This is a genomic window from Serratia sp. X3 (genome assembly GCF_014982455.1).
Taxonomy (GTDB): domain Bacteria; phylum Pseudomonadota; class Gammaproteobacteria; order Enterobacterales; family Enterobacteriaceae; genus Serratia; species Serratia ureilytica.
The window spans coordinates 195,001-209,593 of record NZ_JADCNB010000004.1 but is presented as its reverse complement, the minus strand read 5'-3'; the positions used below and the strand labels follow the sequence as shown (position 1 = coordinate 209,593).

The 14,593-nt window shown below is 57.9% G+C and carries 13 protein-coding genes; all 13 read right to left on the bottom strand.

Features of this window, described 5'->3' with window-relative positions; genetic code table 11:
- Positions 1–12: 12 nt before the first annotated feature.
- The 13 genes from wzyE to trxA all read right to left on the bottom strand — a co-directional run bounded on the left by wzyE (position 13) and on the right by trxA (position 14,471).
- Positions 13–1,380 carry an ECA oligosaccharide polymerase gene (wzyE, locus tag IMX17_RS17840; protein ID WP_033631481.1) on the bottom strand — a complete coding sequence of 456 codons (1,368 nt, stop codon included), beginning with the start codon at positions 1,378–1,380 and terminating at the stop codon, positions 13–15.
- On the bottom strand, positions 1,377–2,462 hold the full coding sequence (locus tag IMX17_RS17835) for a TDP-N-acetylfucosamine:lipid II N-acetylfucosaminyltransferase (RefSeq protein WP_033631480.1): 1,086 nt from the start codon (positions 2,460–2,462) through the stop codon (positions 1,377–1,379). Before IMX17_RS17835 ends, wzyE begins: the two co-directional genes overlap by 4 nt.
- Positions 2,459–3,709: a lipid III flippase WzxE gene (wzxE, locus tag IMX17_RS17830; protein WP_033631479.1), complete on the bottom strand. Its 1,251-nt coding sequence runs from the start codon at positions 3,707–3,709 to the stop codon at positions 2,459–2,461. Before wzxE ends, IMX17_RS17835 begins: the two co-directional genes overlap by 4 nt.
- A gap of 1 nt (position 3,710) precedes the next feature.
- The gene (rffA, locus tag IMX17_RS17825) at positions 3,711–4,841 is read right to left on the bottom strand and encodes a dTDP-4-amino-4,6-dideoxygalactose transaminase (protein WP_033631478.1); all 1,131 of its coding nucleotides are present in this window, start codon (positions 4,839–4,841) and stop codon (positions 3,711–3,713) included.
- Positions 4,828–5,559 (bottom strand): dTDP-4-amino-4,6-dideoxy-D-galactose acyltransferase, encoded by a 732-nt coding sequence (rffC, locus tag IMX17_RS17820; RefSeq protein WP_193550050.1) that lies wholly within the window; start codon positions 5,557–5,559, stop codon positions 4,828–4,830. Before rffC ends, rffA begins: the two co-directional genes overlap by 14 nt.
- Positions 5,537–6,418, bottom strand: a complete 882-nt coding sequence (rfbA, locus tag IMX17_RS17815) for a glucose-1-phosphate thymidylyltransferase RfbA (protein WP_193550049.1) — start codon at positions 6,416–6,418, stop codon at positions 5,537–5,539. Before rfbA ends, rffC begins: the two co-directional genes overlap by 23 nt.
- Before the next feature lie 48 nt (positions 6,419–6,466).
- Complete coding sequence (rffG, locus tag IMX17_RS17810; protein ID WP_182265646.1) at positions 6,467–7,534, bottom strand: dTDP-glucose 4,6-dehydratase; 1,068 nt, start codon at positions 7,532–7,534, stop codon at positions 6,467–6,469.
- The gene (gene wecC, locus IMX17_RS17805) at positions 7,531–8,793 is read right to left on the bottom strand and encodes a UDP-N-acetyl-D-mannosamine dehydrogenase (RefSeq protein WP_193550048.1); all 1,263 of its coding nucleotides are present in this window, start codon (positions 8,791–8,793) and stop codon (positions 7,531–7,533) included. The genes rffG and wecC overlap by 4 nt, the downstream gene beginning before the upstream one ends.
- Complete coding sequence (gene wecB / locus IMX17_RS17800) at positions 8,790–9,920, bottom strand: non-hydrolyzing UDP-N-acetylglucosamine 2-epimerase (protein WP_004934198.1); 1,131 nt, start codon at positions 9,918–9,920, stop codon at positions 8,790–8,792. Before wecB ends, wecC begins: the two co-directional genes overlap by 4 nt.
- An 87-nt stretch (positions 9,921–10,007) precedes the next feature.
- Positions 10,008–11,063, bottom strand: coding sequence for an ECA polysaccharide chain length modulation protein (wzzE, locus tag IMX17_RS17795; RefSeq protein WP_182265644.1), 1,056 nt, complete (start codon positions 11,061–11,063; stop codon positions 10,008–10,010).
- 27 nt (positions 11,064–11,090) lie between these two features.
- Positions 11,091–12,188, bottom strand: a complete 1,098-nt coding sequence (gene wecA / locus IMX17_RS17790) for a UDP-N-acetylglucosamine--undecaprenyl-phosphate N-acetylglucosaminephosphotransferase (protein WP_025160399.1) — start codon at positions 12,186–12,188, stop codon at positions 11,091–11,093.
- A gap of 296 nt (positions 12,189–12,484) precedes the next feature.
- A complete protein-coding gene (gene rho / locus IMX17_RS17785; protein ID WP_004934188.1) occupies positions 12,485–13,744 on the bottom strand; it encodes a transcription termination factor Rho in 1,260 nt (419 codons plus the stop codon).
- 400 nt (positions 13,745–14,144) lie between these two features.
- The gene (gene trxA, locus IMX17_RS17780; protein ID WP_004934187.1) at positions 14,145–14,471 is read right to left on the bottom strand and encodes a thioredoxin TrxA; all 327 of its coding nucleotides are present in this window, start codon (positions 14,469–14,471) and stop codon (positions 14,145–14,147) included.
- Between the last annotated feature and the right edge of the window lie 122 nt (positions 14,472–14,593).

The following is a 14,593-nucleotide window of genomic DNA, read 5'->3' as shown; positions in this document are numbered from 1 at the left end:
TCGTCATTACCCTTACAAAAGACCGTCCGCCCGTGGGGGAGAGGCCAGCGCGCGGGCGCGCGTCACTCTGGCCTTGATGAGCCCGGCGGTATCGAACAGCCAATACAGCAACTTCGCCAGCACCAGACAGGCGCCGAAAATAATGCAGAAGAACACCACGCGCGAAACGAATGAGTCCACCCCTTCGCGCGCCAATACAATCATGTTGAACACCGCACCGAAGCAGAATCCTTGCAGGATAGCCGCCTTATAGCGGTTCGGTTCGGTTTTGCCCAACTCATACAGCCAGTCGAACCACTTGATGATCATGCCCACCAGAATCGCACCGAGCGGGATAAACAGCGCGCCGCCCATCACCACCAGCGAACCGATCAGCGTCGGGGATATCGCCAGCCCGGAGTGGTTGTTCAGCACTTCCCAGGTGAAATAGTTGGCCGAGTTCAGCACCACGTCCGGCCGGCCCGGCCATAGCCACGTTGGGATAAAGACGTAGAAATCACGCAAGATCGGCGCCAGGCCCTGGAAATCGATCTTGTCGTAATTTTGCAGCAGCAGCGCCAGGTTTTCCCACGGCGAGAAGGTGTCTCGGGTCAGATAGAGGAAGGTATAAAACGCTTCCGCGCCGCTGACGTCCAGGCTATAGCGCTTCAACGCCAGCCAGAACATGCCGACCACGCCGAATATGCCCGCCGCCGCCAACATCCACAGCGTGATCCAGCCGCGCACGATGCCGATAAACAGGAACAGCGCGAAGGCGATGATGATATTGGCGCGGGTGCCGCCGACGATGACGTAGGTCAAAATGCCGAACGCCACCGTCGCCACCAGGAACAAGAACCAGGCGCGCAGATCCTGCCGCAGGAAATAGACCACCAGCATCGCCGGAATGAAGAAGTAGAAGAACCGTTTGAGCGCCACGCCGGACACGTCGCTGGAGAAGATCTGGCTGTAGGAATTGAGCTTGAACAGCAGGAAGCCGTTCTGCATGAAGAAAATCCCCACGGTCCCGATCGCCACCAGCGCCAGCAGCACCCAGGTCATATGGGTTTCCACCCGGTTCATGGTGAACAGCGCCGCGCGCGGCTGAGAGCGGCGCTTGCGCAGCCGGGTCTTGTAGGTGACGTAATAGATGGCGTAAAACGCCGTCGCCGACAGCAAGGCGTACAGCAGAAACTCCACCGGCACCACCTCGACGTCAAACTGAAACACCAGCAGACAGGTCAGCGGGAAGCCGAAATAAAACGTCAGCAAATACAGCAGCGAGAAGAAGACGTTGAAGTTAAAGCGCACGCGCCGAAACTCCTGGTAGGTCAGCGTCAGAATAAACGTCAGGCTGACCAGGTAGACGACGAACAGGCCGCCGAATTGCGCCAACGTCATGAGTGCTCTCCCGCCGCCAGCGCCAGGGCTTGCTGCCAGCCGTCGACATAGTTCGGATTAAAGAAGGCGATCGTCTGCTTGTCCACCGCCGCCAGCTGGCGCTGCGCTTCGCGCACCACCGCCTCGTCGAGCGAGTCGCCGTAGAACAGCACCGGCAGGTGCTGCTCCGCCAAATCCTGCCAGAACGGGTTTTGCCGGCTGAGCACGAAAGGCACGCCGAACTGAATCAGCAGGCACAGGGTGCCTATCCCCTGCTGGCGATTGAAAATGAAATAGCCGAGATCGCAGGCGCGCAGGATGTTGAGGTAGTCCTCAAACGCCACCTGCTGCGTGAGCAGCTGCAGATTTTTCTCGCCGAATAGCGGCAATCCGGCGGCGCGCACCTGCTCGATGTAGGCGTCGTTATTGGCCGGATAGCCCATCGGCAGGATCACGCGCACGTCGGCGCCGAACTGCTGATGGATCGCCTGCAGCGCTTCGATATGCCGGTTGCTGCGATCGCCGGAGTTGCCCACCAGAATTGTCATCGGCCCGGCCAGATTTTTCTCGACGTGAACGTCGGTCAGCGCCGGATCCATCCGCGTCGGGAAGTACAACAACGAGGCCGGCACCCGCGCATGGCGCTGCTGATAGTGGATCACGTCGCCGCGGGTGGCGAACACGTTCCCCACTCGCCCCTGCGCAATGCGGCGCAGCAGGTAAAACAGCCGAAATTTCCAGCTGGTGGCGTCTTCGTACAGATCGGCGCCCCAAATATGCCAACTGACCTGACGTGCCTTGATCTTGCCGCTCAGCAGCGCCAGCCACAGCCCCGGATTGAACTGACCGTGCAGGAAGAAGCGCGCATCGCGATCGGCCTGGGCGCGGGCGATCACCGCCGCCGCCAGACTCTTCTTGTCGGCGTAAGGCTCAATGTTCAGGGCGGGGAAATCCCCCAGTGCCGCCACATCCTTGGCCGCCACCATAAAATGCCGCGTCTGCTCAGCCGGCAAACGCGGCGCCAGCACGTCGTTAAAGAAGCGCAGCACCGTCTGGTTATGATGCGGGATATCGGATCCCAGAACGTGAATCAGTGTGGTCATACTCGTCTACGATAAATAAGAAACACGCAGCTACAGAGCGCGAAATACACGATGTAGGTTGCCATATAGGCCTGAGCCGCCCCCAGCGCGCCGCGCAGCGGGATCAGCCAGTGCGAGAACAGCGTCAACAGCAGAAACTGGCTGACTTCCGTCAGGATATAAAAGCGCAGCGACGCTTTGGCGATCACCAAATAGCCGAACACATAGGCCCCGACTTTCAGCACGTCGCCCACCAGCTGCCAGGCAAACAGATCGCGCATGGCGACGAACTTGTCCGAGAACAGCAGCCAGATGGCGAAATCACGCAGCAACCACACCGTAAAGCTCGCCGCCGCTACCGCCGGCAGCACGAATTTCAGCGAGCGCACGATCTCCCGCGAGATGGCGCCCTTGTCCGTCAACCGCGACAGCGTCGGCAGTAGATAGACGGTAAACGAGGCGGTGATAAACTGCAGATAGGCATCGGAAATGCTGCTGACGCCTTGCCAGATCCCCACCTCATCCCAACCGTAATGCGCGGCCAACAGGTTACGCATCATCACGTAGGCCACCGGCAGCGTCACCGAGGTGATCAACGCCATGAGGGTGAATTTGCCGAGGTTGCCGGCCACCCCGTTGTCCCAGCGCGGAGCCAGGTAGCGCAGCGGCAACGTTTTGCGCCGCCACAGCATCAGCCCGGCCGGCAACACCACTAACGCCGGCACCAACGCCAGCCCTGCCAGCGCGCCTTCATAGCCGCCCAGCTTGAAGCACAGATAATAAGCCACCACGCCGATCAGGCTGCCGCCGATCACCGCCAGCGCGTTGCCCATCGCGTCGCGATAACCTTTCAGCACCGCCATGAACAGGTTGGCGTAGGCGATGCCCATCTGAATGAAGGCGACGGCGCGCACCACGCCGACGTAATCGGCATGCCCGAACAGCCCGACGCTGATCGGCTCGGCGGCGAACAAAAACACCAGCGCCAGCAAGGTCGAAAAGCCCAGCACGATGCTCGACGCGGTGCCGACCGCCAGACGCAGACGCTGCGAGTCCTGGTGGTACTCCGCCACGTATTTGGTGATGCCGTTAAAAATGCCCGCGCCGGACAGCACGCCCAGCACGGTGATCAACTGGCGAAAGTTACCCGCCTGCCCCACGCCGCTGGGGCCAAACGCCACCGCCAGCAGTTTCACCACCAGTAGTCCCACGCCAATTTTGATCAGCGTGGAACCGGCGGTCCATATCGACGCTTTTGCCAACGACATATCAGGCGAAGAAGCTCAGGATGGTATTGATTACCGTACGCTGATTGACATCGGACATATTGTAGAACAGCGGCAAACGCACCAGACGCGCACTTTCCTGCGTGGTGTAACGGTCTTCGCCGGCAAAGCGGCCAAACTGTTCGCCGGCCGGGCAGTCATGCAGCGGGATATAGTGGAACACGGCCATGATTTCAGCTTCCTTCAGGTAGTCGATAAAGGCCGTGCGCTCTTCGATATCGCGCAACTTGATATAGAACATGTGCGCGTTATGCACGCAGTCCGCCGGAATGCTCGGCAACTCGATACGGCCTGACCGAACCAACGGCAGGAAACTGTCGTAGTACTTCTGCCACAGCGACAGGCGGCGCTGGTTGATGCGCTCCGCCACTTCCAGCTGACCCCACAGGTAGGCGGCCTGCAAGTCAGACATCAAGTAGCTGGAGCCGATGTCGCGCCAGGTATATTTGTCGACCTGGCCACGGAAGAACTGGCTGCGGTTGGTGCCTTTCTCGCGGATGACTTCCGCCCGATCGATCAGGGCCGGATCGTTCACCAGCGTCGCGCCGCCTTCGCCGCCGGCGGTATAGTTTTTGGTTTCATGGAAGCTGAAGCAGCCGATATGGCCGATGGTGCCCAATGCCTTGCCTTTGTAGGTCGACATCACGCCCTGCGCGGCATCTTCAACCACGAACAGGTTATATTTCTTCGCCAGCGCCATGATGGTATCCATCTCGCAGGCGACGCCGGCGTAGTGTACCGGCACGATCGCGCGGGTTTTATCGGTAATCGCCGCTTCGATTTTGGTTTCGTCGATGTTCATGGTGTCCGGCCGCAGATCGACGAACACCACTTTGGCGCCGCGCAGCACAAAGGCGTTGGCGGTTGAAACGAAGGTAAAGCTCGGCATGATCACTTCGTCGCCCGGCTGAATATCCAGCAGGATGGCGGCCATTTCCAACGACGCGGTGCAGGAAGGCGTCAACAGCACTTTCGCGCTGCCGAAATGCTGTTCCATCCACTGCTGGCAGCGACGGGTAAAACCGCCGTCGCCGCACAACTTGCCGCTGCCCATGGCAGCCTGCATATATTCCAGTTCAGTGCCAACAACCGGTGGTGCGTTAAATGGAATCATGTCTACCTCTGTATAACCAGTACGCGGTGCTTTCAATCACGGCACCCTGTCGTTGATAGAGTCGTAATGCGGCGATATTGCCTATCTGGGTCGCGACCCGTAGGCGCTGCATCCCCTGCCGCCGGCATTCGGCGATCGCCGCCGCCATCAGCCTGGAACCAATCCCCCGGCCGGATGCGCCGGGATAGGCCGCCAGCAAACCGATACGCATTTCCTGGTCGCCAATGTCACGCAGGCTGACGAATCCTTCTGGGTGCCCCTGTTCGTCCAGCGCCAACAGGCATTGATGATCGAAAGTGCCCAAAACGGCCTTTTCGATCCATAAAGCATAAAACCGGCCGCTGTCATCAGGTTGATACCAGGGTGCACGAAAGCGGCTGGCGGCGAACGCCTGAGCCGCCGCGCTACGCAATGCGGGGATATCGGCCTCGGTCGCGAAGCGTATCGCCTGTACGCGGTCACCAAATTTAAGTATCGACCTGTTATCAAGCGCCAAAACCAGATCGACCTCGCCCTCAACCAGGCGGAAGCCCAAATCGGCCAGGCCATCCGCCAAGGCCAATTGCTGTGCGGAGACTTTAGCCTGCACCAGGGCATAAGCCGCCAAGTCGGCCTCAGCCAGAACCGGGGCTGAGGAGGAGAAACTGAGTTTCGCGCTGTCCAGCGCAAAAAACTCACTTTCCCATGACAAAGGCTCAATAGTGGCGTGGACGTGCATGCAGCAGATCCAGCAAATACTTGCCGTAGCCCGTTTTGGACAACGAGGTGGCGGCGCGTTTCAGCCCCTTGTCATCCAGCCAACCGTTGCGCCAAGCGATCTCTTCCAGACAGGCGATTTTAAAGCCCTGGCGTTTTTCTACCGTCTGCACGAAGCTGCTGGCTTCCAGCAGGCTGTCGTGAGTGCCGGTGTCCAGCCAGGCAAAACCGCGCCCCAGCAGCTCGACGGTCAGTTCTCCGCGCTCCAGATACATCTGGTTGATGCTGGTGATTTCCAGCTCGCCGCGCTCGGAAGGCTTCACCTGCTTGGCAAACTCCACCACCTGGCTATCGTAGAAATACAGGCCGGTCACCGCCCAATCAGATTTCGGTTTCTTCGGTTTTTCTTCGATCGACAGCGCACGGAAGTTATCGTCAAACTCCACCACGCCAAAGCGTTCAGGATCCATGACCTGATAACCGAACACGGTGGCACCCTCGGTGCGAGCCGCGACGTTTTTTAATTTCGGACTGAAAGACTGGCCGAAGAAGATGTTATCCCCCAACACCAGGCAGCAAGAATCGCCGTTGATAAACTCCTCGCCGATCAGGAACGCCTGGGCCAAGCCTTCAGGCTTAGGCTGTGCAGCGTAGCTGAGATTGACGCCGAACTGTTCGCCGTTACCCAACAAACGCTCGAAGGACGGCAGATCTTCCGGGGTAGAGATAATCAAAATATCGCGGACCCCCGCCAGCATCAGTACCGACATCGGGTAATAGATCATCGGCTTGTCGTAGATTGGCAGCAGTTGCTTGGACACACCACGAGTAATCGGATGCAGACGCGTGCCGGAACCGCCGGCCAGAATAATACCTTTCATACTTACTCCAAAACCCGCCGCGCCACTTCAGGGCGGCGCGGCGTTAAATTAATCTGACAACCCCAAACGCTCGCCGGCATAAGACCCGTCTTGCACCCGGCGCCACCAGGTTTCGTTAGCCAGGTACCAGGCTACCGTCTTGCGAATGCCGCTTTCGAACGTTTCCTGCGGGCGCCAGCCCAGCTCACGATCGATTTTGCCGGCGTCGATGGCGTAACGCATGTCGTGGCCCGGGCGATCCTTAACGTAAGTGATCAGATCGCGGTAGTGCGCCACGCCCTGTGGTTTGTTTGGCGCCAGTTCTTCCAGCAGGTCACAGATGGTCTGCACCACTTCGATATTCTTGCGCTCGTTATGGCCACCAATATTGTAAGTTTCTCCTACTACGCCTTCGGTCACGACCTGATAGAGCGCACGCGCGTGATCTTCGACATACAGCCAGTCACGCACCTGCGCACCGTTGCCGTATACCGGCAGCGGTTTGCCAGCTACCGCATTCAGGATCACCAGCGGGATCAGCTTCTCCGGGAAATGATAAGGGCCGTAGTTGTTCGAACAGTTGGTCACGAGGGTCGGCAAACCGTAGGTACGCAACCAGGCGCGCACCAGATGATCGCTCGACGCCTTGGAAGCGGAATACGGGCTGCTCGGCGCATACGGTGTGGTTTCGGTGAACAGATCGTCGGTACCGTGCAGATCGCCGTACACTTCATCGGTGGAGATATGATGGAAACGGAAAGCCTGCTTCTTCTCCGCCGCCAGCGGCTGCCAGTAGTGGCGCGCCGCTTCCAACATAGTGTAAGTGCCAACCACGTTGGTCTCGATAAACGCCGCCGGGCCGTCGATAGAGCGATCGACGTGGCTTTCCGCCGCCAGGTGCATCACTACATCCGGTTGATACTGGGCGAATACCCGATCCAACCCGACGCGATCGCAGATGTCGATCTGCTCGAAGGCATAACGATCGCTGTCGGCCACTACCGCCAGCGACTCCAGGTTACCGGCATAGGTCAGCTTATCCACCACCACCACGCTATCGCCGGTGGCCTCGATGATGTGCCGCACAACTGCAGAACCAATAAAACCGGCACCACCGGTGACTAAGATACGTTTCAACGCCAGACTCCTTTGGTATCAATTACCCATGTTTGTTTTACATCTTCCGGCCGGATGGCCTTGAACTGCTGATGATCGACCAACATCACGATCACATCGGCCTGCTGCAACGCTTCGGCGATTGGCGTCAACGTCACATGGCCCGCCAACGACTTCGGCAGCTGCTCGACGTTCGGTTCCACTGCCAGCGTTTCGCCGGCGTGCCATTCGGCGATCAGGTGCGCGACTTCTACCGCCGGGCTTTCGCGCAGATCGTCGATATTCGGCTTGAAGGCCAAGCCGAAGCAGGCGATTTTCACCTCTGACGCCCGCTTGTCGGTGGCGGCCAGGCAATCGGCCACCGCCGCTTTCACCCGGTCGACTACCCACAACGGTTTACCGTCGTTTACCAGACGCGCGGTGTGGATCAAGCGCGCCTGCTGTGGGTTCTGCGCTACGATAAACCACGGATCGACGGCGATGCAGTGGCCGCCGACGCCTGGGCCAGGCTGCAGAATGTTCACCCGCGGGTGACGGTTCGCCAGGCGAATCAGTTCCCAGACGTTGATCCCTTGTTCGGCGCAAATCAGCGACAGTTCGTTAGCAAAGGCGATGTTCACATCGCGGAAGCTGTTTTCCGTCAGCTTGCACATCTCGGCAGTGCGTGAGTTGGTGACCACGCATTCCCCCTCGAGGAAAATCTTGTACAGTTCGCTGGCGCGCGCCGAGCACTTCGGCGTCATGCCGCCGATCACGCGATCGTTTTGAATCAGCTCCACCATCACCTGCCCCGGCAACACGCGCTCCGGGCAGTAGGCGATATTCACGTCCGCCGCTTCGCCCGCTTGTTGCGGGAAGCTGAGATCGCTGCGCGCCTGCGCCAACCATTCCGCCATCTGTTCAGTGGCGCCCACCGGCGAGGTGGACTCAAGGATCACCAGATCGCCTTTTTTCAGCACCGGCGCCAGCGATTTCGCCGCCGCCTCGACATAGGCCAGATCCGGCTCATGATCGCCCTTGAACGGCGTAGGCACCGCGATCAGGAACGCGTCAGCCGCCAGCGGTTTGGTCACCGCCTGCAGGAAACCGCCGTCGACGGCATCCTTGACCACTTTATCCAGATCCGGTTCGACGATATGGATAGCACCGCGATTAATGGTATCTACCGCATGTTGGTTAACATCTACGCCCACCACTTTTTTCTTGCGGGAAGCAAACGCCGCCGCCGTTGGCAAGCCGATATAACCCAGGCCGATAACCGAAATAGTGTCAAAACTCATAGTGTCACCTGATGATTCTTTAAAGCTTCGAGGATACGCTGACAGGCATGCCCGTCGCCGTATGGGTTGTGCGCCCGGCTCATCGCGTGATATTCGCTTTCGTCCGTCAACAGCCGGGTCACCGCTTCAACAATTTTGGCCACATCGGTGCCGACCAGGCGCACCGTGCCCGCATCTACCGCCTCCGGGCGCTCGGTGGTATCGCGCATCACCAGCACCGGCTTGCCTAACGAGGGCGCCTCTTCCTGAATGCCGCCGGAGTCGGTAAGGATCATGTAAGCGTGGGTCATCAGATAGACAAACGGCAAATAATCCTGCGGCTCGATCAGCATGACGTTGTCGATGCCTTTCAAAATGCGATTCACCGGCTCGCTGACATTCGGATTGAGATGCACCGGGTACACCACCTGCACTTCCGGGTGGCTGCGGGCGATCTCCGCCAGCGCGCTGCAAATCCGCTCAAAACCGCCGCCAAAACTTTCCCGGCGATGGCCGGTGACCAGAATCAGTTTTTTGTCGGCGTCGAGGAACGGGTAACGCTGCGCCAGGCTGGCGCGCAGCGCAGCATCGCTCATCACGCGATCGCGCACCCAGAACAGCGCGTCGATCACCGTATTGCCGGTCACAAAAATACGGTTGTCCGGCAGCAGCTCGCGCAGCAGATTTTGGCGCGAGTTCTCGGTCGGCGCGAAGTGGTACATCGCCAGATGGCCGGTCAGTTTGCGGTTGGCCTCTTCCGGCCAGGGAGAATACAGATTGCCGGTACGCAGCCCGGCCTCGACATGCCCAACGGGAATGCGTTGATAGAACGCCGCCAGGCTGGTCGCCAGCGTGGTGGTGGTATCGCCGTGCACCAGCACCACGTCCGGTTTGAAGTCTTCCAGCACCCCTTTCAGCCCTTCCAGGATGCGACAGGTGATTTCCGTTAGCCCCTGGCCGGGTTTCATGATGTTCAGGTCGTAATCCGGCGTGATCTCGAACAACCGCAATACCTGATCCAACATCTCACGATGCTGTGCCGTTACGCAGACTCTTGCTTCAAAGGCCTCATCCTGGGCCAGTGCATGTACCAGCGGCGCCATTTTAATGGCTTCAGGTCTGGTGCCGAAAACAGTCAACACTTTCACAGCGAATCTCTTTTGGTCGGTTAATCGCAGGCCCCGCCTGCGAATGGGGCGCTCACGCGCCCTGCATCAGATTATTATATTATTTTTTTAACTACGCGGCCGACGCGCCAAGGCCACACCGGCGCCAACCAACGCGCCCATCGCGCCCCACAAAATCAGCCAGAAGACCCGGCGTGGGCTGTCGCGTTTTACCGGCTCTTCCGGCGTGCGCAAATAGCGATAGGTCTGGAACTTCTCATCCAACGTCGGGCCAACGTTCAGCGTCGCCAGCATTGCGCGGTTCTGATCGTAATCCAGATCGTAGGTCGGGCCGGAGGCCTGCAGGCCTTCCAGACGCGCCTGCAGCATTGGCCGGCCCAGCAAGAACAGATCCGAATCCGGCAACTGTTCGGCCGGAGTGTCGGTTTGCGTACGGCTGATCCCCTGGCTCTCGGCAATTTTCAACGCCTGTTGCGTGGTGTTCAGCTCGCGCTTGTAAACCGCCTCCGCGACCGCTTCCTGGCGCTTGACCTGTGCCTTCATCGAGGTGGTGCGAGCGGCCCACGCGCCCTGGATCTCTTCGTTCAGGTGCAGGGCAGCGCGGTGGCTGGCGAAGGCCACGTATTGGCGCAGCAAGCGGTTGGCGTCCGCGGCGGTTTCCGCCGTCAGCTTCACGCCGTCGTTCGGGACTTTTTTGTCGTCGCGCGGCGTGAACAGGATGTTATTGATCAGCTCGTCGAGCAATGCCGCATCGGCACGGGCATCCCCTTCCTGACGCTGTTTGTAGTAATCGCTCTGCAGCCAGAAATCGCGACGGGTGTCGTAAGCCGCCAGCTGCATGATGAACTCATTGTACGCTTCATCCGCGATGCTCGGCTGATCGCCGGCCGCCGCCGCCGGCAGCGTGCGCACATCCAGATTGCGCAGGAACTGCTGCTGGGAGTAATAACCGCCCAGCGCATTCACCGTCGGCCTGTCAGTGATCGCGGTGGCGCTCCACTCTTGCTTAACCAGGTAAGAAACGATCAGCGCGACCGCCGCGAACAGCACCGCAATGCCGATAATCCACGGTTTGCCGCGCCACAGGGTGCAGCACAGGCCGCGGATATCGAGTTCGTTATCCACCGCCGGGGTATGCTTGTCAGACGTTGTTTCTGGATTCATCACAGCCAAAAAGCCTCTGGTCTCTGGTTAAGGTACTTGCTTGTTATCGCCCGAACGCCGCAAGCGGCGCTTGATACGCTTAATGTACCGCGCAACCCGCCAGGCGCGCTTGATGCAGTAACCGTACAGGAAGAAGGCAAGCAAGAATAATGCCAACATAACCCACTCAGGGATAAAAGTCAGGCGTTCGCCGATCACGCCCACCGCAGCCAGCAACGCGGCCGCCAGGGTGATCAGCACGAAAGCCTGCCGCGGCGTAAAGCCGGCGCGCATGATCAGGTGGTGAATATGTTGACGATCGGGAGAGAAGGGGCTCATCCCCTTGCGTAAACGGCGATACATGATTGCTATCATGTCCATCAGCGGAATAGCGATGATCCACAGCGCGGTCACCGGGTTGATCGAGTGCGCCTTTCCCTGTGAACTTTGCAGCAGCAGCCAAATGGCGGTAAAGCCGATCAGGGTGCTGCCGGCATCCCCCATAAACACCTTATAACGGCGGCCGAGGATGCCGAGATTGAGCAAAATATAGGGAACGATAGTGGCGATCATCGCAAAGCACCAGAACGCCAGCTCATGATGGCCGCTCAGGTACAGCAGCAGGCCCAGCGCCCCGAAGGAGACGCAAGACAAACCGCCCAGCAGACCATCGATGCCGTCGACCATATTGAAAGCGTTGATCGCCGCCCATACCGCGAACAGCGTCACCAGATAGCCGAACGGCCCCAGCAGCATCTCCCAGTCACCCAGCACATGGCCGAAGCTGCGCAGATACAGACCGGCGAACACCATCATGGCGATGCCGACCAGCGCCTGCACCAGGGCGCGAATTTTAACGCTGATATCGAAACGATCGTCGAGCGCCCCCACAAACACCAGAATACCGGCGCAGGTGAGATAAAGCTTGGCGTGTGCGATGGGTTGTTCAGAGATCCAAAACGCGAAGCACAACCCGGCATAAACGGAAATACCGCCGACCAGAGGAATCAGCCCCTGATGGCGTTTGCGATAATTGGGTTTATCTACCAGACCAATACGTTTTGCCGCCTTGCGGGCAACAAAGAGAAAAGCCAAAGAAAACAGGAAAACAAATAGAATTTCAGTACTCATAGTGAGTAAGTTCACAGTTAACAGATCTCTGTAGAAGATAAGGCAGCTTACCACGGGCTAAGGCTTGTGCCATCGGCCCCCGCTACCTTTCGGTCATTTCCTATGACAACGGTGATTCATGCCTATTTTCTTCGCATCGACTGACAAAATGACAGCAGCAAAGCCGACCGGCGCGAAACCGACCGACAAACAAGATGAATTCTCAATAAGTCGAGGAAACAACTTACTTTTCCATTACTGCTACTTATCGTATCCGCCAAAAGCGAAAAACGCCACGACTAGGCGTGGCGTTCAGCGAATTTTTTAACGAATTATGAGCGTTTCATCATATCGAAGAATTCATCGTTGGTTTTAGTCATCGCCAACTTATTAATGAGGAACTCCATCGCGTCGATTTCACCCATCGGATGAATGATTTTGCGCAGGATCCACATTTTTTGCAGCTCTTCAGAGGTGGTGAGCAGCTCTTCTTTACGGGTACCGGAGCGGTTGTAATCGATAGCCGGGAATACGCGTTTCTCGGCGATTTTACGCGCCAGATGCAATTCCATGTTGCCGGTACCTTTAAATTCTTCGTAGATCACTTCATCCATCTTCGAACCGGTATCAACCAGCGCGGTCGCGATGATGGTCAGGCTGCCGCCCTCTTCCACGTTACGCGCCGCACCGAAGAAGCGCTTCGGACGATGCAGGGCGTTGGCGTCCACACCACCTGTCAGCACCTTGCCCGAGGCCGGCACCACGGTGTTGTAGGCGCGCGCCAGACGGGTGATGGAGTCGAGCAGAATGATCACGTCTTTCTTGTGCTCAACCAGGCGCTTGGCCTTCTCGATCACCATTTCGGCCACTTGCACGTGACGCGAAGCCGGCTCGTCGAAGGTCGATGCGATCACTTCGCCTTTCACCAGGCGCTGCATCTCGGTCACTTCTTCCGGACGTTCGTCGATCAGCAGCACCATCAGCACACAGTCTGGGTGGTTGTAGGCGATGCTCTGCGCGATGTTCTGCAGCAGCATGGTTTTACCGGCTTTCGGCGGTGCCACGATCAGGCCACGCTGGCCGCGGCCAATCGGCGCCGCCAGATCCAGTACGCGCGCCGTCAAGTCTTCGGTCGAGCCGTTGCCGCGCTCCATCCGCAGACGGGAATTGGCGTGCAGCGGCGTCAAGTTCTCGAACAGGATCTTGCTGCGGGCGTTTTCCGGCTTGTCGTAGTTGACTTCGTTGACTTTCAGCAGGGCAAAATAGCGCTCGCCTTCTTTTGGCGGACGAATCTTACCGGAAATGGTGTCACCTGTGCGGAGGTTGAAGCGGCGGATTTGGCTAGGGGATACGTAGATGTCGTCGGGACCGGCGAGGTAGGAACTGTCTCCAGAGCGGAGGAAACCGAATCCATCCTGCAATATCTCGAGCACGCCGTCGCCGAAGATATCTTCTCCGCTTTTCGCATGTTGCTTCAGAATGGAGAAGATGATGTCCTGCTTGCGCATGCGGGCAAGGTTTTCCAGCCCCATATTTTCGCCGAGAGTAATCAGCTCAGAAACCGGCGTATTCTTTAATTCGGTAAGATTCATAGTGGTGGGTTCTTAAACTCGGGGTATGTCTCGAACTTGTATCGTGAATGGTATGGCAGCGAGATGCGTGCCTGTTTACTGGACGTTCGATCACCGGGCGCAGAGCCGTCGCGGTAAGAAATGGCTTACATCGGGCGCACGCATTGACGGTTGAAGATCGAAGGTACCTTAAAAATGATTTTTGCAAAACCGTTTGATTGCCAAAACACGGGTTGAGTTCAGTTTACTTTCAACGCCAGTGGTTCGACACAGAGTATAGCTTTAGATTCAAACTCTTTAGATTTAAAACTTCGGGCAAGTTCTATATGCAGTGTGGTTAAACTTAACACGCTTCTTGGCAGGCGTCTAGCGGTGAATTGAACATCACCGCCAGGCGCCTGATACTGGGCTTCCCGCCCGATTACAGATTCGCGTTCAGGAAATCTTTGAGCTGACCTTTGGACAACGCGCCAACCTTGGTCGCGGCCACTTCACCGTTCTTGAACAGCAACAGCGTAGGGATGCCACGGATACCGTACTTAGGCGCGGTAGCCGGGTTCTGATCGATATTCAGCTTGGTGATGGTCAGTTTGCCTTCGAACTCTTCGGCAATCTCATCCAGAATCGGAGCAATCATCTTGCACGGCCCACACCATTCAGCCCAGAAATCGACCAGGATCGGCCCTTCCGCTTTCAGCACGTCAGCTTCGAAGCTGCTGTCAGTCAGGTGAATAATTTTATCGCTCATGTTCTACTCCACAGGATTATGTCTACCTTGTTGGTGTAGCATTAACCAACTCAAGGTGATTTTATTGCACCGCGTTTATTTCAACGGATGTGCTTTCGTAAAGCAATAGTTAGCTGATATTC